Source organism: Luteibacter anthropi (assembly GCF_011759365.1).
Classification (GTDB): Bacteria; Pseudomonadota; Gammaproteobacteria; order Xanthomonadales; family Rhodanobacteraceae; genus Luteibacter; species Luteibacter anthropi.
The window spans coordinates 63,779-82,312 of sequence record NZ_JAARLZ010000010.1; the positions used below are offsets into that span (position 1 = coordinate 63,779).

Sequence of the window (18,534 nt, forward strand, 5' to 3'; positions counted from 1 at the left end):
TTCAAAGCCTTAGACGAACGGGAAACGGATTCCCCCAAGCCCATGTCCGGTCAGTGCGTGCGCGATGTCACGCTGACGACGGCGATGCCCAGCGGCAGACGCGTCACGGTGAGGCCCGCCGTGGCGGCGAGCACATCCAGTGCCTGTTCCGGATGATCGATGCGGAAGGCCGCGTTCACCCGTGCCAGCTTCGAGATATCGCCATGGATGAAGATCGGCCCCTGTCGGTAGCGACCGATACGGTCGATGGCGTAAGCCACGCTGGTGCCATCGAGAAACAGTTCGCCCTGGCGCCATGCGCCGACACGATCGGCAGGTACGTCCCCAAGCCGCTGCAATGGCGACGATGGCCCGTAGCTCACGCCCTGCCCCGTTTCCAGGGAGATCCAGTCATCGCCCTTGTGGGCTGAGACACGCACGCGTCCCTGCCCTACCACCGCTTCAACATGACCGGCATCCCGTGACACGACAAAGGCGGTGGAGATGTCTTCCACCACGCCACCAGCGGCATCGACGCTGAAGCGACGCAACGCATCGGGTGCAACCTCGAACCAGGCACGACCGCTCAGCAACACAATGCGCCTTGCGTCACGGTCGTAATGCACGGCAATGGCACTGCCGGCATCGAGCACTGCCCGGCTGCCATCGGGCAACGTCACCGATGCGATACCGTGACTGCTGCGGTAATCGGCGCGCAAGCGCAACCACGTTTCCGGCGCGATAAACCATGCCGCCAGCGCCGCAGCAGCGGCAAAGGCGATGATCCTCCGGCGAGGTTTCCGCACGTGTGGCTTTGCCGACATCTCTGCACGCGGCGGACCGAAGCTACGCCACAGCACACGCTCCTGTTCGAAGACGCGTCGGTGCCCGGGCCGGGCCAGCCACGTTTCGAAGGCAGCCATGCCTGCGTCGTCCACGCGGTCCGAGGCCAGCCAGACAAGCCATGTCCTCGCCTCGTCGGCAACGACGTCGGGCGATTCGGCGGGCGGCGTTTCCGGAAAGGAGATCGGCGGGCTCATGGGCTGGCAGTGGACAGGACGCGACCGCATCGCGGCCTATGGATCATAGACGTGCGACAACGGCGTTTCCCCCAAGGGATTCGTATCAGCGCCCCTGCCGTGCCCAGGCAAGCCGCTGCAACGCTACCCGCATGTGATTTTCCACGGTGGTCACCGAAATCCCCTGGCGGCGGGCCACCTCGGCCTGGGTCAGGCCGTGCAGACGATGCAGCCGGAAGATCGTCCGGGTGGGCTCGGGGAGATGTCCTGCTGCGTCGAGCACCCGACGCAGCTCGTCCTGCGCCATGACCTGTTCCTCCGTGGAGATCACCTCGTCCGGTCCCCACAGGTAATTCTCCGCAAGCAGGCGCGCCCGGCGCGTACGCTCCCGGCCGTAATCCGTGGCGAGATTGGTCGCCAGGCGATACAGATAGGCCCGGGGATTCTCGATCAACGGGGTGTCGTCCACGCCCCGCGCCTTGAACCAGATCGACTGGATCACGTCCTCGGCACCGCCATCGGCACCCAGGATGCGCTGCACGAGCCGCAGCAATGCCGGGCGCTCGTGATGGAGAAGATGGGTCAGGGTGGAGGCGTTGGACATGAAACCGGGGCAGGACGACGGACAGACCAGGACGCATGATAATGCGAATCAGTCTCATCAAGAAATGGTTTGACGTGTCCCGGCGAACTGCCCGCTCATTTCCGGGCAAGCACCTACAGAATGCCCGGCATGAGCGCCTTCGTCCGCTGCATGTATGGCTCGTAGGCCAATCCGAAATTCTCGCGCATCCAGCCAGTCCAGCGGACCACGGTGGAACCAGCCGCCCGGACCGATCAGGGCGATATCCGGGAACGGTTCCCTTGTTACTTCCGGCAGTCGTCCCGGATACGCCTTCCCCGACATGCTGGTAATTCGCGGCATGCCGGCCGCTTTCAGTGTTGATCGGACATCAGGGAGAACGATCATGAAGCATCTGGCCGTCATGACATGCGCCGCCATTATGGCGATGGGAATGCTTCCGGCGAATGCATCGCCGCCGCCACCGGGTCCCGTTGCCAGTACGGCGACCATGGACACCGTGTTCCAGACGCTGGGCAGGAAGTTCGTGGATGCGGACCTTTCCGACGGACTCTCGCTGGCCGTGGTCAAGGATGGCAAGACCTGGTTCTATAACTTCGGCAGCAAGGTGCGTGGATCACAGCAGGCAGCCACGGAACAGACCGCCTACGAAATCGCATCCATCACGAAGGTATTCACCTCGCTGATCCTCGCGCATGCCGTGCTGGAAGGGAAAATCGATCCCAACGCGGATATCCGGAAATACCTGCCACCCGGCTATCCACAGCTGGCTTATGGCGATACACCCGTCACCGTTCTCCAACTGGCCAATACAACGTCGGCACTTCCCGATAACCTGCCCGACATCAGCAAGGAACTGGCCGGCTTGCCGCAGGAAAAGATACCCGGCAGGATTCATGACTCATGGAACGGTTATACGTCGGAAAAATTCCTGGCCGACCTGAAACAGGCCCGGATCGACCGCAAACCCGGTACCGAACCACGTCACTCCAACGTCGCCGCGGAACTGCTCGGCATCGTCCTGGAGCGAGCCTACGGGGACAGCTACGCCAATCTTCTCTCGCAGTACGTGGAAAAGCCGCTGGGCATGCGCCGCGGAACGGATGAACAGGCATCGGCGATGGCAACCGGTTACGACGAGAAGCATGCGGTGATGCCTCCGCTGCGTAGCGAAATCATCATGCCGGCCGGCGGCCTGCGTTACAGCACCGCCGACATGGCGAAGTTCCTTGCAGGTCAGCTAGCCGCGAAAGACCCGGCCATCGCGCTGTCGCAGAAAGCGACGTGGGGCGACGCCAACAGCTTTGCCATCGGCTACAACTGGATACTCGACCGCACCATCGACGGCTCCCGACATCTGCGTACGTCGGGTGGATCCTTCGGCTTCTCCAGCTATATCGAGATGTATCCGGACAAGGGATACGGCATCGTCCTGTTTGCCAATCGATCAGGACAGGCTCAGAACCAGCTGAGGGCACTGGCCGATGCCGCGTTCAAGCAGATCTTCGGCACACCCGCCGTACTGACGGCCTTGCACGATGCACTGGAAAAGGACGACTACCGGCACGTCGGCAACGTCGTGACGGGAGTACGCCGAAACTACCCTGGGATGAACCTCACCGAGGCCATGATCAACCAGTGGGGTTATTCGCTGCTGTCGGCCAAGCGGAACGCACAAGCCATCGCCATGTTTGTCTACAACACGCAGCAATGGCCCAAGAGCGCGAATGCGTTCGACAGCCTGGGCGAGGCGTATGAAAACGCCGGTAACAAGGACAAGGCCATCACCAGCTACCGGAAATCTCTTGCGCTGAATCCATCCAACGAACATGCAACTAACCGGCTCAAAGCGCTGGGCGACTCTTCAAAATAAACGGTGCTCATCGCCGAAGCAGGCAAAGGAACAGTGTTTTCAGCCTTGAGGAGGTAACCTCCGCTAGACACTGAGCACACCGGGCAACGAGCGCGGAACGCACTCGTTGCCATCGAAACGTCGAGATCGCCTAATTCAGATTGTTCGAGCAGAGCTTCCCTGCTTCGTGAGCCGTGACGCAATGGCTCGCCCCATAGGAAATGCTATCCCAGCCATCGTTACCCCCGGCAACCTGATGCGACTCGTATAGCCACGTTTGCCGTATGTCTGGTGTGCGATTAACGATCCGTATCTTCTCCCCATCCTCCCCCTTGGCCGACAACGCAAGGGGAGGCCCATTGGGAACCGGCGAGCCCACGGTGAGCACCCCGACCTGATCATTCTCCGGCCGGGCCGGTGCCTCCACGGTGATCGTGATCTGCCCCACTCCAACCGAAGCCAGTGATTTGTCACCCGCCTTCGTCATGGCCTCGTTACGCAACTTGATCCAGGCAGCCCATTTCACGTAATGCTCCGACCCCGGCGCCAGTTCAAACGTCTGGCGGGACTGGATCAACGCGTATCCCGGATTGTTCGTTGTCGACGGGAAAGCAAAAGCCGAGCCTGTAACACCTGACCATGCCAGGACGAGCATGGCTACTCCTTGCCTGCAAAGCTTCATCGGTACTCCAGATAGTGGCTGTACACACCCCGAGATATCGCTGGCCCAATCTACACTGAGGGCTGGCCTTCGCACCATGGCCTTACTGCCGCTCGGGAATTTCAGGGTCGAAGCAGATCCAACTGGATCACCCGCCTCCACATTCGCGCTTACCGAATATGAATTATTAAAGTGCTTTTTAATAATGGTCGAGCTAATTAAAATTCGTTTTAGTGGGCTTCATGGCCCGGCTTACCTGGAACCACTATTCGCCACGGAACCGGCAGCTATGCGATCTCGCCAGTACGAAGATCCATGACGAAGCGACCGAGTGGCACCATCGTCTTACTCCGCACACCCAAGGATAGAACGCCGAATCATCTGGTTGTGACGTCGATGCCTGTGTTGCAGCCTGATGAAGGCACCGAACACGCGTATTCGGCAGGATCCCGCCACGAAACCCATTACATGCCAACTTCGGGCTGGATTCGTGGCATGCTTTTGAGATGGGGTGAAGGACCAAGTACCACCGACAACACCACGACCTAGGGGATGGGAGTGAAGGGAAGCACGGAGAAGTCAAGCATTACGAGTCATACGCATTGGGCAATCTGGGGACAGCACGTGGCAATCGCCGCAGCCTATGCAGCCGCGTATGAAGTAGTTCGCCATTTTACCTATCCGCATTGGTCGCCCACCACGGGTCTGCGTCTGGCTTGTTTGTTCCTGCTTCCCCTTCGTTACTGGCCGGCATTGGCTATCGGGGAGGCCCTGCCCACCATTGAAAATGCGTGGTTATGTGCCAGCGATCTCGGCATCCCATGGGCGGTATCGACTTCGGTTCCCTTGGTCGTGCTTTTCATGGGCTGCATGAAACCCTTGCGGCTGCGCTACTCACTTTACGATCACGGCGGCCGACTCCGCATGCCGCTTCTATTGAGTGCCACTCTGCTGTGTGCCCTCATCGCCTCAATCGCTATCTGCACGTCGCTACTGACCACCATGCTCCGCACGCCAGATGCGTGGCCACATCTATCGCTGATAAAGATGTTCTGGGCCTATACCTTGGGCCACTATCTGGGCGGCCTAACCCTCACGCCGATCATCCTCGCGCTGACTGAACGCGCACGGCAACTTCCTCGAATAACCTGGGCTGCGTTCTGGCATAGCCCTCTGCTTCGTGATGTGCTGCTGTGGATGCCGGTGTTAGCTGCCCTCGTGGGACTGGCTGTGACGACCACCGATGACACCGTGCGCCAAGTCGCTAGATTCGGCCTGTGTTGGCCAGCCATTGCCCTGGCATGGCGACATCACTGGCACGGGGCTGCGATCGGTGGATTTGGGGCCAGTGTGGCTCTGGCGATGACCGGCACGGCCTTTGTGGATCCGGTCATGCTTCGTGCACAGGTCATCCTCGCAATGGTGTTGTCCGGATTACTAGTGATAGGGGCCAGGGTCCCGCGGCCCGCACCGGCCGCGGTTCCTGCCAAGCGATTCTGAAGGCAACGCGGTTCGTCGCTTTACGGCCCGCGATTCGTGCAATTTTCGGGATGTGCTTGGCAATCGCCAGGCGCCACCATCATTCGCATCGTTCCGTCGGGCTGTGCCGAAGCCCGCACGGTCATTCCGTCGTCCTGATAAATGGCTTCACCCGTCGACGGCACATTAGGTGTGGTGATGATCGTCCAGCGATTCGCATCGACGCCAATCGGAAGCTCCAGGACTTGGCCGGCGATGTAAGCCACGGCCCCCCGCACCGTACCGTTTCCATCATTGATCTGGACGTAGCGCACGCCTTGCTTATCGAACACATACGCGTGAAAACGAGGGCTGGCACTGTAATCCGCACCATTTGGCCACGATTGACCTAACCCAGTTACCGGCGGCGTCGCCGCAAGGGCACCGGCGGCGAACATAGGCATCAGAACAGCGGCGAGGATACGGCGATGGACAGGACGCATAACGACTCCTTGTTGTGGTGGTATGTGTGGCACAAGCGTAGCCGAGTAGCTCCACTATGCGCCTCTGCCGATGGACGATCGCGATGATGTCCACCGACGAACCATCAATAACGAAAGTGAGGCAAGAGGCCGCCGCCCTCGGCCAGGCACTGGCGATACAGGATTTTGATGGTACGCGTCACCGCTCGCGGCTGATTATCACGCTCGCCACCATTTATGGCATGGATGCCGTTTATGCTGCTGCACATGCCCTTCTGGATCAGTTGGGGCCGTCCAAAGCGAGCTCTCCTTCCAACTATGCGCAAGCAATGAAACGCCTGACTATCGCCCTGGATCAGATGCTGGAATGATCTGACACCTGAGTCGCCAACTGACCAGTATATGGTCAGCTATGTCACAGGAGCCTGGATCTGGTCGGCAACCAAGAACTCGTCCTGTCACGCTTGAGAAGGGAGTCACATGCTTCGCTGGATCATCGGAATCGGTTTCGGTATGACCGTTGCTATCTCGGCATTCGGGCAGGAATCCGCTGGGCCAGTAGATAAGCCATTGCGCTCTACCTACTACGCCTGCGTCAAGGGCGCCCGCGGCGTGACGCTGACACTGAACAACTGCATCGGCGCGGAGCACGATTATCAGGACAAACGTCTCAACGCGGCCTATCAAAAACTTCGTGCCAGCCTCTCGCAGGAGCAACGTACGGCGCTGCGGGATGAGGAACGAAGCTGGATCATCCATCGTGATAACGCATGCGCGCCTGATCCTCACGTAGGCACGGCCAATATGCTGGATTCCAATCAGTGCTTGTTGAATCAGACTGTCGAAAGGGCGATCGCGCTGGAAGATCGCACCAGGTAATCCGATGCCGTACAACTGCAAGGAGCTACGGCCTCCTGGCCGTGCAACCCCTAAGCGTAGGTATGAGCCGTATTGATCACCTGGTGCTAAGCGGGGCTCACAGTAAATCAGGACTCAAGACCGGACCAGTACTGAAGATGAGGGGGCGTCGGCTCGAGAGCAGCGTGATGAACGACTAAAGGCGGAGGGCAAGTCCCAGAATCGGAAACCAGGCCGGAAAAAGGATACCGGGTGTTTCCCGGCAGAGGGAGGCAGCCTCGTTGTAAAAATCCCTTGCAGTGTTTTCGTCAAGCATCCGTTTCTCCTACTGTGTCATCAGACCCTTGCATAAGTTCTCGTTCGCGCCTGCGCGACATCGACAAGGCGTTCATGGCCTTTGCAATCGGACCGACGCCAACGTGGGCTCTTCGCTATCGGGCAAATTGTGCCTACCTGCCGGTTCAGCAAACCTCAGATGTGGTCAGATACGCTCGGCACTCGGTCACCACCGGCCACTTACAGGAGTTTCCATGCCCCTCTTCGTCGTATCCCGGCCCCTTCGCCGGACTGTCCTTTTGTCCCTGGCCACGTCTTGCGCCCTAGTCGCTGGCCTTGCCTTCCCGGCCCACGCCGCGCCCCCTTCCAACGTTCCGGCCAGCATCCAATCCCTGATGGAGGCCGGCGACACGGTCCTTGCCTTCCAGCCGGCAAAGCCCTTCGGAGCGGGCAGTGCTGGCGGCGCCCTCGTCGTTCGTCATGCCCAGCCCGACCCGAAAACCCAAAATACCTGCGAGCTATGGCTGATGAGTGCTACGGGTGCGACGTATGCTGTCTCGGCCAAAAATGGCGAGGTGATCGATTGTCGGTACAACGAGTCGGCCAAACAGGCCGACCCCATGGCTTTGTCCCACAACCTGACGGTCAGTCCCACGTCGGTCACCTATTTCAACGAACTGCCGCGCGGGGGGACCACCTATGCCTTTGCATGGGATGCGCAAAAACACGTCTGGCATCTGCAGCACGTCGAGGCCACATCTGTTGAAAACGGGGAGTCGGAGGTCATAGTCACCAAATCCGTCCTCGACTACCCCGCCACCCTGCCGCTGCTGACCATCGACGCGTTCTCACCGAAAGCCATTCGTGAGGCACTGCACATCCACCGCAGCATCGTGCACTAGGAGTCAGACATGCCCCAGTTCAATGAACGCTCCGCCCTGCTGCTCAAGCGCTTTTGAGCCCATCCCCAAATCGTTAGCACCTTTTCGAATCACCCTCGGTAGTCCGCGAGTGGCGGCTAGGCGGTCCATGACCCGCGTCACTCCTATGCCCGAGATGGCCCGCTCGATTTCGATGGCAACGGCCTCGTGCGTCGCGTCGTCGACGATCGTTAGGCATTTGATAACGCGGCCTTCGGCGGTGCGATCAAACACAAAATCGATGGACCACACCTAGTTGGCGGCTGTCGGACAAAACAGTGATTGCCTTTCGGCCAACGGAACCTTCTTTCGCTTACGACGCCTCACCTGGAGGCTGGCTTCCTGATACAAGCGCTCGACTCGCTTGTAATTCACCATATACCCAGCCTGGCGAAGCTTTAGATAGATCATGCCCACGCCATAGCACTTATGGCGATTCGCCAGCGCGCAGATCATCTCACGGAGCTCCACGTTACGGTCGGGTCGTGGTTCGTAGCGGTACGCGCCAGCGCTCATGCCGGCAATCGCCAGCGATCGACGTTCGCTCAGTTCCCGGCTAACCAAATAGCGCACCAGCTCGCGCCGGTCCGGTGCGCTCACCATTTTTTCGCAGAGCGTCCTTGATGACCTCGTTCTCCAGAAGCTGCTCGGCCAGCAACTTCTTCAGGCGGCCGTTCTCCGCCTCCAGGTCCTTGAGCCGTTTAGCCTCGGGTACGCTATCGAGGTGATAGACCTCGTGTTCGCCATCAAGGAATCCCTGCACCAGTTCCGCCACTGAAGGCGGTGCCTTCCCTGCCATCCCGGCCCTCCTGTTGGCCGCGAAGTTGCCTGAAGGTCAAAGCATACTGCGCCGCCAAGCCTAGGGCGATGGCTTGGGCCATCACACGGTCATGGGTGCGGAGCGCCTTCTTGATGACTCGACGGCCGACGACGGGCTGGAGGTCTGCCGGCACGATGAGGCGAAAGGCGAAGCCGGAAGGGCAGTAGGTCAAATAGTTTGCAAATCGCATTGGTCTCTCAGCGAGTGACCCAGGCGTTGACCCACACCACCAAAAGCCCAAAAACAAAAAGGCCCTGAATAATCAGGGCCTTGATGCGTTTGGCTGGGAGACTAGGATTCGAACCTAGATAAACGGAGTCAGAGTCCGTTGTCCTACCGTTAGACGATCTCCCAATAAACCGGGATTCGATGCGCTCTGACCTTGAAGCACCGAACTTTGAAGCGTGATTAGCGCTTCGAGAACTGCGTAGCGCGGCGGGCCTTGTGGAGACCGACCTTCTTACGCTCGACTTCGCGAGCGTCGCGGGTCATGAAACCGGCCTTGCGCAGCGGCGACTTGAGCGCTTCGTCGTATTCGACGAGGGCGCGGGCGATGCCGAGGCGAATAGCGCCGGCCTGGCCCGTGATGCCGCCACCGGCGACGGTGACCATGATATCAAACTTTTCGACATTGTCGGTCAGCTCAAGCGGCTGGCGGACGATCATGCGCGAGGTTTCGCGGCCGAAGAAGATGTCGAGCGGCTTGCCGTTCACCACGATGCCACCGGTGCCCTTGCGGAGGAACACGCGGGCGGCGGAGGTCTTGCGGCGGCCGGTACCGTAATTCTGCTGGGTAGCCATGTCGGTTCCTTAGATTTCCAGCGCCTGCGGCTGCTGCGCGGTGTGCGGGTGCTCGGCACCGCCGTACACCTTGAGCTTGCGATACATCGCACGGCCCAGCGGGTTCTTCGGCAGCATGCCCTTGACGGCGATCTCGATCACGCGCTCCGGGTAAGTGGCCAGAAGATCCTTGAGGCTGGTGGTCTTCAGGTTACCGACGTAGCCGGTGAAGCGGTGGTACATCTTGTCGTCCAGCTTCGCACCGGTGACGGCGACCTTGCCGGCGTTGATCACGACGATGTAATCGCCGGTATCGACGTGCGGGGTGAACTCCGGCTTGTGCTTGCCGCGAAGGCGACGCGCGACCTCGGTCGAAAGACGACCCAGGGTCTTGTTCGTGGCGTCGATCACGAACCAATCGCGCTTGACGCTCTCCGGCTTGGCGCTGAACGTTTTCATTTCGAAAATACCTGGTTTGCCGCCTTGAGGGGCGGAACACGGAATCGGTGAAAGCAAAGACGGGAGAGAATAGCTGAAACTTCCCTCACCGTGCAAGCCCACCTAACCGGTGAGCTGCGGGCCGACAATCATAACATGATGACCGGTCCGTTTCACAAGCGTCCCCGGGGCGACGGAAGGTCGGGCGCGACAAGCAGCCGCAGTGACCTTGTCCCGTTTCGGGAGGCGCGCATTGTAACGTGTGTTGTCCCTTTCGTCAGGAGCCTTTCATGTCCGTCCGTACGCTCACCCCCTTCGACCGCCTCCTGGCGGGCCTGGAACGGGCCATGGAGGCCGTGGGAGGTTCGCCCGAGGCCGGTCGTCGTTCGCCCGGCGATGCTGTACCGGATGCCCCGATGGACGATGCGGAGCGCCGTCATGCGGCCGGACTGATGCGTATCAACCATGTGGGTGAGGTCTGTGCGCAGGCGCTTTATTACGGGCAGGCTGCTCTGGCGCGCACACCGGAGACGCGGGCGCACCTGCTGCATGCGGCCCAGGAGGAGACCGATCACCTGGCTTGGTGTGCCGAGCGGCTGAAGGAGCTGGACAGCCGCCCCAGCCTGTTCAATCCGCTGTGGTACGCAGGCAGCTACGCCATCGGCGTGGCTGCCGCAGCGGTGGGCGACCCCATCAGCCTGGGTTTCGTGGTGGAGACCGAGCACCAAGTGGAGGCCCATCTCGCCGAGCATCTGGAACGCCTGCCCGCACAGGATGATCGTTCCCGCGCCATCCTTCGACAGATGCAGGCCGACGAGATCCGCCATGCCGATGCGGCGCAGGCGCGTGGAGGTATCGACCTGCCCTTCCCCATTCCGAAGATCATGCATGCGGCTTCGATGGTGATGAAGACGGTGGCCTATCGATTCTGAATGAGTAAAACGATGCGCACATCTGGCGAACACCATCCAACCCATTGAATTAAATTCAATTCCCGTACACAGGACGTTGCTGACGCTACCGATTCAAATCACCACACGGCTCTTATAGTCAAAGGCAGCGGCGACTTGCCCGACACGGAGCATTTTTCACATGGATGTCCGATCAAAAAGCCCAGTGGCCTTCGGCGCCCTCCTTTTGACATGCCTGCTCGCGGCATGCTCCCCGCCACCGAAGACGATCGCACCATCTTCCAGCGCAACGATCCTGGCAACGCCTCGTGCCGACGATGGGCCGACCACTGCGCGCCACCTTCAGAAACGCTACGACGAGCGGATTTCCTGCGGAGGGCACGGAGGGACGCCGGCCTTTATGTGCAGCGGCATCATTCTTCGCGGCACCGCGATCAGTAACGGAAGCTTTCATACTTGGGATCCCAGCCCAAAGGACCAGACGCGCGGAGCCATATCTGCATCCTGGCTAAGGGGTGATGCTCCTTTCTCGAATATCTGGGCGTACCCGAAAGGCATCATCTTCTTTCCGAACGAATACTTGCCTGCGGGCACTGACAAGATTTATGTGATGTGTACGTTCCCTTACGACGGAGCCACCGACCTGCGTCCAGGAGGGTGCGGGCCGCATCCCCATAACCCGGTGAAAAGCGCCCCCTGCCAGAGCCAGGGCATCAGCACCGCCGCGCAATGGTATGCGTTATGGCAAACCCAAAAAGACAATCATCAGTGCGGGTTCGACGTCAGCAGCGGGACCCCCAATTCCGCTGACATTTTCATGCAGATACCTCAATTGATGTCCATGCTGAACAGAGATTCCTATAACGAAATCGAATTCAAGGCATGGTCCCCAGGACAGGCTTCACGACGCCCCATCGAGGCGTTCTTCTATCTGGCAGGTATGGCCGGCGGCCTGAGCGGTGCGCAATTTGACCAGCGTGATTTCTACCAGCAGTCCGGCATCGTTGTGCCCATCATCCGTATGACATTGCCCGTGAGAGGGCGTGGAGAGAAATTCGAGTACTTGCCATCCGATCAGGGAGTGCATTAAAAAAACACCCCCGACATGCGGGGGTGTTTCTTCGTCAACACCGGCTCACGCCAGTGGCGACCGTTGTTACATCAGGTTGCGGCCGTGGAAGAGCTCTTCGATTTCGCGGCGCAGCAGCGATTCGATGCGCTGGCGCTCCTTGAAGGAGAGGTCGTCGGCCTGGGCCTCGAACAGGTAGGTGTCGAGGTCGAAGTCCTTGATGTGCATCTTCGTGTGGAAGATGTTTTCCTGGTAGACGTTCACGTCGAACATCTCGTACTTCTGGCGGATGTGCTTGGCCAGGTAGTCCTGCACCGAGTTGATCTTGTGGTCGATGAAGTGCTTCTTGCCCTTCACGTCGCGCGTGAAGCCGCGGACGCGGTAGTCGGCGATGACGATGTCCGACTCGAAGCTGTCGATCAGGTAGTTGAGCGCCTTCAGCGGCGAGATCACGCCGCAGGTGGCCACGTCGATGTCCGCGCGGAAGGTCGCGATGCCGTTGTGCGGATGCGTTTCCGGGTAGGTGTGGACGGTGATGTGGCTCTTGTCCATGTGCGCGACGACGGCACCGGAGATGGTGTCGCGGCCGAGCTTCTCGACCACCGGCTCCTCGGAGATGAGGATGGTGACCGAGGCGCCCTGCGGATCGTAGTCCTGGCGGGCGATGTTCAGGATGTTGGCGCCGATGATCTCGGCCACGTCCGTGAGGATCTGGGTCAGGCGGTCGGCGTCGTACTGCTCATCGATGTATTCGATGTAGTTCTGACGCTGCTGTTCCGAGACGGCGTAGCAGATGTCGTAGATGTTGAAGCTCAGCGCCTTGGTGAGGTTGTTGAACCCCTGCAGGCGAAGGCGGGGAAGCGGTTTGACCACAGCGACTCTCCGAGGCCGGTGAAACGGCCAGCAGCAGGCGCGGGTTAGCAGCTAGGGTCCCCGCAAGTGAAGATGAAATGACGTACGAACGGGCAGTCTGCCCGCCCCTTGTGAACGGCGTGAGACAGGGGGTCCGACGCCAGGGGGGTGAAATTATGGGGCAAGATGGCGAAGATTTGAACACGCCACGATGACGGCCTTCCCGCATCGCCCCAAATGGTGGATTCCGTATGGGCGTTGTCTGCCATAATCGCCCCGGGGACATGGCGAGTCGGCGACGCCCGACGGTTTTCCGTCGGCCGATCGGCCCGGACTTGGGGACGCCATGCCATTGAGGCTCAACGGAATCTGCTGTGGCACAACTTAAATATCTGTTGCAACAGGCGTTCGAACGGTCGCAGGCTCCTACGAGCTTCGCCCCCGATCCGGCATCCATGAGCCGGTTCCTGGACGCATGCCACCGGCGCCGTTATCCAGGCAAGACAGCCATCATCCGGCCCGGCGATCCCGCCAACACGCTTTATTACGTGGTCGACGGCTCGCTGGCCGTCTGCACCGAGGACGAGGAAGGCCGCGAGCTGATCCTGGCCTATATCAACCGGGGCCAGTTCATCGGCGAGATGGGCCTCTTCGTCGAACAGGCCCAGCGCGAATCCCTGGTGCGCACCCGCACTGCCTGCGAGATGGCCGAGATCAGCTACGAGCGCCTGTTCCAGCTGCTGGAAGGCCCGCTGGCCGCCGAGTGCCCCAAGCTACTGTTCGCCATCGGCTCGCAGCTCACGCAGCGCCTGCTGCGTACCTCGCGCCAGGTCAGCCGCATGGCCTTCATGGATGTCACCAACCGCGTGTCGCGCACCCTGCTCGACCTGTGTCAGGAGCCGGATGCCATGACCCATCCGGATGGCACCCAGATCCGCATCTCGCGCCAGGAAGTCAGCCGCATCGTGGGCTGCTCGCGTGAGATGGTCGGCCGCGTGCTGAAGCAGCTGGAAGAAGAACGGATGATCGACGTTTCCGGCAAGACCATCGTGATCCGCGGCACCCGCTGAGGCCGCTCAGGCCTCCTTGAACACCATGTAGACGTCGGCCCGCTCGTAGTGTGAGCCGGGCCGCGTCACCGGCTGAAGCACGAAGCCGGCCCGCTCGTACATGCCCAGCGCCCGGGTGAGACGACTGTTGGATTCCAGGAACAACTGCCTGCCACCGCGATGCCGGTATTCGGCAATGGCGGCATCAAGCAGCTTCCGCCCGGCACCCAGACCCCGGTAGTTCTCGTCCACGGCCATCTTGGTCAGTTCGTAGACACCCTCGCCCTCGTGAAGCAGGGCACAGGTGCCCACCACCTCGCCGGCGTAGAGCGCAAAGAACACCATGCCACCCGGGGCGACGATCAACTCCTGCGGGCGGGACAGCACCGCGCGATCCACCTCTTCCACGCGGAAGTAGCGCTCCAGCCATTGCTGGTTGAGCCGCCGGAAGTGATCGGCCAGCGCCGGATCGAACGGCACCACGTTGACCTGTGCCGTCGCCAGGGCCGCATGCTGGTCGAGAATGGCACCGAGCAACGGCCGCTCGGTCAGCGATTGCTCGCAACCGTCGATCGCTTCGAGCAGGGTTGCGCCGCGCGGGCCCAGGGAGTCGGCCATGCCGCGGCGGATGGCGAGCCACACGGGCCCCAGCTCCCCCAGTGCACGGTCGCCCGCCTCCGTAAGCACGAGAACACTGCGCCGGCCGTCCTGTGGATCGCGCTGGCGTTGAACCATCCCCGCTTCGACCAGGCGATCGGCCAGCTGGCTCACTGCCGAATGGGTCTGGCCGATGGCCAGCGATACATCGGTGACGGTCGTGGGGCCGACGTCGCGCAGGTAGCGCAGCACGGGAAACCAGCGCGCCTCGATGCCCGCACCGCAGGTCCGGTAGACGTCGTCCACCACCTGGTAGAAGTGATCGCTCAGCGCCTTGAGGCGACTGCCCAAGGCCAGTTCGCGCAGGGACGACAGATACATGCGTAAGTCCTTACGTACTTTCAGGATGATGGCGCAGACTAAGGCGGCGCGATGCCGCACGCAAGCGATTCTGCCGTGATCATGACGCCGGCACGCCCCATGTGTGGGCTATGGTGGCAATGGATGCCCTACAGGAAACCCGATGGACTGGAGTCAGTTCCTCATCTTCGTTGGCGTCGGCCTGCTTGCGCAGCTCGTGGACGGCGCGCTCGGCATGGCCTATGGGCTGGTGTCGAATTCGGTGCTGCTCGCCATGGGCCTGCCCCCGGCCGTGGCCAGCGCTACCGTGCATACCGCAGAGGTCTTCACCACGGGCGTATCGGGCGGAGCGCATGCGTTCTTCGGCAACGTCGACTGGAAGGCGTTCCGCCGCCTTGCCATCCCAGGAGTGGTCGGTGGTGTCATCGGTGCCTGGTTCCTGGCCAGCGTGCCCGGCGAAGCCATCAAGCCCTTCGTCTATGCCTACCTGCTGATCCTCGGCACCGTCGTGCTGGTGCGCGCCGCCGGCCGGATGGTGTCCCAGCATCGCGTGAGGCACAAAGGGATCCTGGGCTTCTTCGCCGGGCTGCTTGACGCCATCGGCGGAGGCGGCTGGGGTCCGATCGCCACCTCCACCCTGCTGGCGCGCGGCGGCGCCGTGCGGCAGACCATCGGTACCGTGAATGCCGCGGAGTTCGTGGTGACCATCGCGATCTCCACCACCCTCATCGCCCATATGGGCATCCAGCACTGGCCCGTGGTGCTCGGACTGCTCACAGGCGGCGTGATCGCCGCCCCTGTCGCCGCGTGGCTGGTGAAACACCTGCCGCCGCGTTATGTGATGACGGCCGTGGGCTGTCTCATCGTGGGCATCAGCCTGTACCAGCTGGGCCAGCATTTCCTCGGTTAGCCCGATCGCGGTTCAGAACCAGTCGAGCACTTCGAGCTTGCTGCCCAGGGCCTTGCTGGCCTTTTTCACTGTCTTTGCGTTGGCATTGACCAGCTTCGCCTCGTCTGCCGCCTTGAGCATCGGCAGGTCGGACAGCGAATCGGCATAGGCGATGGCCCAGGGACGCGGAATGCCTTCGCGCTTGAGCGAGGCGACCTTCACCGCCTCCACGTTATGTCGCACGAAGTGCACGCCGAACAGGCCACCACGGGTCTGTGAGGCCACGAGCTCGCAACCGCCGAGGTTCACCTCATGGAGGATGGCCTCGACCATCGTACGGTCGTTGCCGGTGACGATGACCACACGGTCGCCGGCATCCACATGCCGGCGCAGGCTCGCCACGGCATCGCGGATGAACACGCCGGGCCGACGGGCGTAGGCGCGCGCATAGGCCGTGACGCGCCTGCGGTAACTGGCTTCGGTACGGCCGAAGGTGATCACGCGCAGGAACAGCCGGCCGAGGAAACGGTTGCCCGCCACGGTGGGGATCAGGAACGGCACGAAGGGCACCACCGGCAGGGCCAGCAGGATGCGCCAGCGCCCGAATCCCTTCAGGCAGTCGCGATAGAAGAGTTCGAGGGTCTGGTGGCGCACGATGACGCCATCGAAGTCGAACAGAACGACGCGCCGCGCGTCGGCGGCGGAGGCTTGCACCTCCGCCGTCTGAATCCCCTGTGTCATCGTGTCTCGTCAGTGCCGGTGGGAGTGCGAGGGCGACCCGTAGAAGAGCTTCTTCAGTTCATCGCCCGGATCGGCGGCGCGCATGAAGGCCTCACCGACCAGGAAGGTGTGGATGCCCTTCTCGCGCAGCACGCGGACGTCTTCCGGCGTGTGGATGCCGGACTCGGCCACGATGGCAGTTTCCTCGCCCACGCGGTCTTTCAGGCGCAGCGACGTGCCCAGCGAGGTCTCGAAGGTGCGCAGGTTGCGGTTGTTCACGCCGATCAGCGGCGCGGGCATGCCGAGGGCAATCTCCAGCTCCTCTTCGTTGTGGACTTCGACGAGGACGTCGAGATCCAGCTCGGCCGCCAGCATCGACAGCTCGGTGAGGCGCACCTCGTCGTAGATGCGGTCGCCATCGGCTTCTTTCTGGGCGAAAGCCGCCACGATCAGCAGGATGCAGTCGGCACCGATCACGCGGGCCTCGTACACCTGGTATTCGTCGACGATGAAGTCCTTGCGCAGAATGGGCAGGTTGCATGCCGCACGGGCCTGGGCCACGAAGTCTTCATGGCCCTGGAAGAAGTCGGCATCCGTGAGCACGGACAGGCAGGCCGCACCACCGGCTTCGTAGCTGCGGGCAATGGCCGCCGGGTCGAAGTCGGGGCGGATCAGGCCCTTGCTGGGGCTGGCCTTCTTGATCTCTGCAATGACCGCCGGCTGGTGGTCGTGCAACTTGGCGTCGATGGCGGCAACAAAACCGCGGGTATCCGGGAGGTCGGCCACGCGGGCGGCAAGGTCGTCGAGCGTCCGCGTGCGGCTGCGTTCGGCGATCTCTTCCAGCTTGCGGTCGAGAATGCGGTGGAGGATGTCGGGCATCGATGCGCTTCCTAGTGGTAAGGCCGGCACGCGGGGACGTGCCGGCGATATCAGGCGCCGAGCCGCTGGGTAGCGGCCACGAACGAGTTCATTTTTGCACGAGCCGCACCGCTTGCGATGGTCTCGCGCGCCAGATCGATGCCGGCCTGGATGGTCGGGACCACATCGGCCGTGTAAAGGGCCGCACCTGCGTTGAGGCAGACGATGTCATGTGGCACCCCCGGCACGCCGGAAATGGCGTCCAGGAGCATCGCCCGGGACTCGGTCGAATCGTCCACGCGCAGGTTGCGACTGGAGGCCATCGAGAGCCCGAAATCCTCGGGTTCGATTTCATACTCGCTGACCTTGCCGTCCCGCAACTCTCCGACGAGGGTAGCGGCGCCGAGGGAAATCTCATCCATGCCGTCGCGCCCCCACACCACCAGTGCATGCTTCGCACCGAGCGCCTGCAACACCCTCACCTGGATGCCCACCAGATCGGGATGGAACACGCCCATCAGGATGTTCTGCGCGCCAGCCGGGTTGGTGAGCGGGCCCAGGATGTTGAAGATGGTGCGCACGCCCATTTCGCGACGCACGGGCGACACCACCTTCATCGCCGGATGGTGATTGGGCGCAAACATGAAGCCGATATCGGTCTCGTCCATGCACACGGCCACCTGCGCCGGCAACAGGTCGATGCGTGCGCCAAGGGCTTCGAGCACATCGGCGCTGCCCGACTTCGACGACACGCTGCGGCCGCCATGCTTCGCCACGCGGGCGCCGGCAGCGGCCGCGACGAACATGGACGCCGTCGAAATATTGAACGTGGAAGCGCCATCGCCGCCGGTGCCGACGATGTCGATGAAATGCGGATGGGGGCCGGCCTCCACCTTTGCCGAAAGCTCACGCATCACGCGCGCCGCGCCGGTGATTTCGCCGACGGTTTCCTTCTTCACGCGAAGGCCGGTGAGAATGGCCGCCGTCATGAGCGGACTGACATCGCCGCGCATGATCTGGTGCATCAGTTCGATCATCTCGTCATGGAAGATTTCGCGATGTTCGATGGTTCGCTGGAGGGCCTCTGAGGCGGTAATCGTCAT

At 61.6% G+C, this 18,534-nt stretch carries 22 protein-coding genes, 1 tRNA gene and 1 pseudogene; 9 read left to right on the plus strand and 15 right to left on the minus strand.

Annotated elements, in window-relative coordinates; genetic code table 11:
• Positions 1 to 50: 50 nt before the first annotated feature.
• The 3 genes from HBF25_RS17040 to HBF25_RS17050 all read right to left on the minus strand — a co-directional run bounded on the left by HBF25_RS17040 (position 51) and on the right by HBF25_RS17050 (position 2,073).
• Positions 51 to 1,019 (minus strand): FecR family protein, encoded by a 969-nt coding sequence (locus tag HBF25_RS17040; protein WP_166950516.1) that lies wholly within the window; start codon positions 1,017 to 1,019, stop codon positions 51 to 53.
• 85 nt (positions 1,020 to 1,104) lie between these two features.
• Entirely contained in the window at positions 1,105 to 1,602 is a 498-nt protein-coding gene (locus HBF25_RS17045) for an RNA polymerase sigma factor (RefSeq protein WP_166950518.1), read from the minus strand.
• A gap of 57 nt (positions 1,603 to 1,659) precedes the next feature.
• Positions 1,660 to 2,073, minus strand: coding sequence for a hypothetical protein (locus HBF25_RS17050; RefSeq protein WP_166950520.1), 414 nt, complete (start codon positions 2,071 to 2,073; stop codon positions 1,660 to 1,662).
• On the opposite strand from HBF25_RS17050, the gene HBF25_RS17055 reads away from it, so the two are divergent.
• Positions 2,072 to 3,454 carry a serine hydrolase domain-containing protein gene (locus HBF25_RS17055; RefSeq protein WP_166950522.1) on the plus strand — a complete coding sequence of 461 codons (1,383 nt, stop codon included), beginning with the start codon at positions 2,072 to 2,074 and terminating at the stop codon, positions 3,452 to 3,454. The genes HBF25_RS17050 and HBF25_RS17055 overlap by 2 nt on opposite strands.
• Positions 3,455 to 3,584: 130 nt before the next feature.
• Here HBF25_RS17055 and HBF25_RS17060 read toward each other — a convergent pair whose 3' ends face one another.
• Complete coding sequence (locus tag HBF25_RS17060; protein ID WP_166950524.1) at positions 3,585 to 4,088, minus strand: hypothetical protein; 504 nt, start codon at positions 4,086 to 4,088, stop codon at positions 3,585 to 3,587.
• Positions 4,089 to 4,718: 630 nt separating this feature from the next.
• Here HBF25_RS17060 and HBF25_RS17065 point away from each other — a divergent pair.
• Complete coding sequence (locus tag HBF25_RS17065) at positions 4,719 to 5,594, plus strand: MASE1 domain-containing protein (RefSeq protein ID WP_166950526.1); 876 nt, start codon at positions 4,719 to 4,721, stop codon at positions 5,592 to 5,594.
• Between the two features lie 20 nt (positions 5,595 to 5,614).
• Here the strand turns inward: HBF25_RS17065 and HBF25_RS17070 are convergent, their stop codons facing one another.
• Positions 5,615 to 6,055, minus strand: a complete 441-nt coding sequence (locus tag HBF25_RS17070; protein WP_166950528.1) for a hypothetical protein — start codon at positions 6,053 to 6,055, stop codon at positions 5,615 to 5,617.
• Positions 6,056 to 6,138: 83 nt separating this feature from the next.
• On the opposite strand from HBF25_RS17070, the gene HBF25_RS17075 reads away from it, so the two are divergent.
• The 3 genes from HBF25_RS17075 (at position 6,139) to HBF25_RS17085 (ending at position 8,070) form a co-directional block, all read left to right on the plus strand.
• Positions 6,139 to 6,405, plus strand: a complete 267-nt coding sequence (locus HBF25_RS17075; RefSeq protein ID WP_166950530.1) for a hypothetical protein — start codon at positions 6,139 to 6,141, stop codon at positions 6,403 to 6,405.
• A gap of 109 nt (positions 6,406 to 6,514) precedes the next feature.
• A complete protein-coding gene (locus HBF25_RS17080) occupies positions 6,515 to 6,913 on the plus strand; it encodes a lysozyme inhibitor LprI family protein (RefSeq protein ID WP_166950532.1) in 399 nt (132 codons plus the stop codon).
• A 509-nt stretch (positions 6,914 to 7,422) separates the two neighbouring features.
• On the plus strand, positions 7,423 to 8,070 hold the full coding sequence (locus HBF25_RS17085) for a hypothetical protein (protein WP_166950534.1): 648 nt from the start codon (positions 7,423 to 7,425) through the stop codon (positions 8,068 to 8,070).
• Between the two features lie 84 nt (positions 8,071 to 8,154).
• Here HBF25_RS17085 and HBF25_RS17090 read toward each other — a convergent pair.
• The 5 genes and pseudogenes from HBF25_RS17090 to rplM all read right to left on the minus strand — a co-directional run.
• A pseudogene (locus tag HBF25_RS17090) lies at positions 8,155 to 8,806 on the minus strand (IS3 family transposase); the annotation flags it as partial.
• A gap of 28 nt (positions 8,807 to 8,834) precedes the next feature.
• On the minus strand, positions 8,835 to 9,098 hold the full coding sequence (locus tag HBF25_RS22695; protein ID WP_425483504.1) for a DUF6538 domain-containing protein: 264 nt from the start codon (positions 9,096 to 9,098) through the stop codon (positions 8,835 to 8,837).
• A gap of 90 nt (positions 9,099 to 9,188) precedes the next feature.
• Positions 9,189 to 9,262, minus strand: a tRNA-Gln gene (locus HBF25_RS17095).
• Between the two features lie 54 nt (positions 9,263 to 9,316).
• On the minus strand, positions 9,317 to 9,709 hold the full coding sequence (gene rpsI, locus HBF25_RS17100) for a 30S ribosomal protein S9 (protein ID WP_166950536.1): 393 nt from the start codon (positions 9,707 to 9,709) through the stop codon (positions 9,317 to 9,319).
• Positions 9,710 to 9,718: 9 nt separating this feature from the next.
• A complete protein-coding gene (gene rplM / locus HBF25_RS17105) occupies positions 9,719 to 10,147 on the minus strand; it encodes a 50S ribosomal protein L13 (RefSeq protein ID WP_144916172.1) in 429 nt (142 codons plus the stop codon).
• A 269-nt stretch (positions 10,148 to 10,416) separates the two neighbouring features.
• On the opposite strand from rplM, the gene coq7 reads away from it, so the two are divergent.
• Positions 10,417 to 11,058, plus strand: a complete 642-nt coding sequence (gene coq7, locus HBF25_RS17110) for a 2-polyprenyl-3-methyl-6-methoxy-1,4-benzoquinone monooxygenase (RefSeq protein WP_166950537.1) — start codon at positions 10,417 to 10,419, stop codon at positions 11,056 to 11,058.
• A gap of 160 nt (positions 11,059 to 11,218) precedes the next feature.
• Positions 11,219 to 12,127 carry a halovibrin HvnA gene (locus HBF25_RS17115; RefSeq protein WP_166950538.1) on the plus strand — a complete coding sequence of 303 codons (909 nt, stop codon included), beginning with the start codon at positions 11,219 to 11,221 and terminating at the stop codon, positions 12,125 to 12,127.
• Positions 12,128 to 12,193: 66 nt separating this feature from the next.
• Here the strand turns inward: HBF25_RS17115 and speD are convergent, their stop codons facing one another.
• Complete coding sequence (speD, locus tag HBF25_RS17120; protein ID WP_036109987.1) at positions 12,194 to 12,979, minus strand: adenosylmethionine decarboxylase; 786 nt, start codon at positions 12,977 to 12,979, stop codon at positions 12,194 to 12,196.
• A 353-nt stretch (positions 12,980 to 13,332) separates the two neighbouring features.
• On the opposite strand from speD, the gene crp reads away from it, so the two are divergent.
• Entirely contained in the window at positions 13,333 to 14,028 is a 696-nt protein-coding gene (gene crp / locus HBF25_RS17125; RefSeq protein WP_166950540.1) for a cAMP-activated global transcriptional regulator CRP, read from the plus strand.
• Between the two features lie 6 nt (positions 14,029 to 14,034).
• On the opposite strand, the gene HBF25_RS17130 is transcribed toward crp, so the two are convergent.
• Positions 14,035 to 14,985 (minus strand): bifunctional helix-turn-helix transcriptional regulator/GNAT family N-acetyltransferase, encoded by a 951-nt coding sequence (locus HBF25_RS17130; protein WP_166950541.1) that lies wholly within the window; start codon positions 14,983 to 14,985, stop codon positions 14,035 to 14,037.
• 142 nt (positions 14,986 to 15,127) lie between these two features.
• Between HBF25_RS17130 and HBF25_RS17135 the strand changes: the two genes are divergently transcribed.
• Positions 15,128 to 15,874 carry a sulfite exporter TauE/SafE family protein gene (locus HBF25_RS17135; RefSeq protein ID WP_166950543.1) on the plus strand — a complete coding sequence of 249 codons (747 nt, stop codon included), beginning with the start codon at positions 15,128 to 15,130 and terminating at the stop codon, positions 15,872 to 15,874.
• Positions 15,875 to 15,886: 12 nt separating this feature from the next.
• On the opposite strand, the gene HBF25_RS17140 is transcribed toward HBF25_RS17135, so the two are convergent.
• The 3 genes from HBF25_RS17140 to trpD are packed head-to-tail and all read right to left on the minus strand — an operon-like array spanning position 15,887 to position 18,534.
• Positions 15,887 to 16,594, minus strand: a complete 708-nt coding sequence (locus HBF25_RS17140) for a haloacid dehalogenase-like hydrolase (protein ID WP_166950544.1) — start codon at positions 16,592 to 16,594, stop codon at positions 15,887 to 15,889.
• 9 nt (positions 16,595 to 16,603) lie between these two features.
• Positions 16,604 to 17,452 (minus strand): indole-3-glycerol phosphate synthase TrpC, encoded by an 849-nt coding sequence (gene trpC, locus HBF25_RS17145; protein WP_166950546.1) that lies wholly within the window; start codon positions 17,450 to 17,452, stop codon positions 16,604 to 16,606.
• A gap of 50 nt (positions 17,453 to 17,502) precedes the next feature.
• On the minus strand, positions 17,503 to 18,534 hold the full coding sequence (trpD, locus tag HBF25_RS17150) for an anthranilate phosphoribosyltransferase (RefSeq protein ID WP_166950547.1): 1,032 nt from the start codon (positions 18,532 to 18,534) through the stop codon (positions 17,503 to 17,505).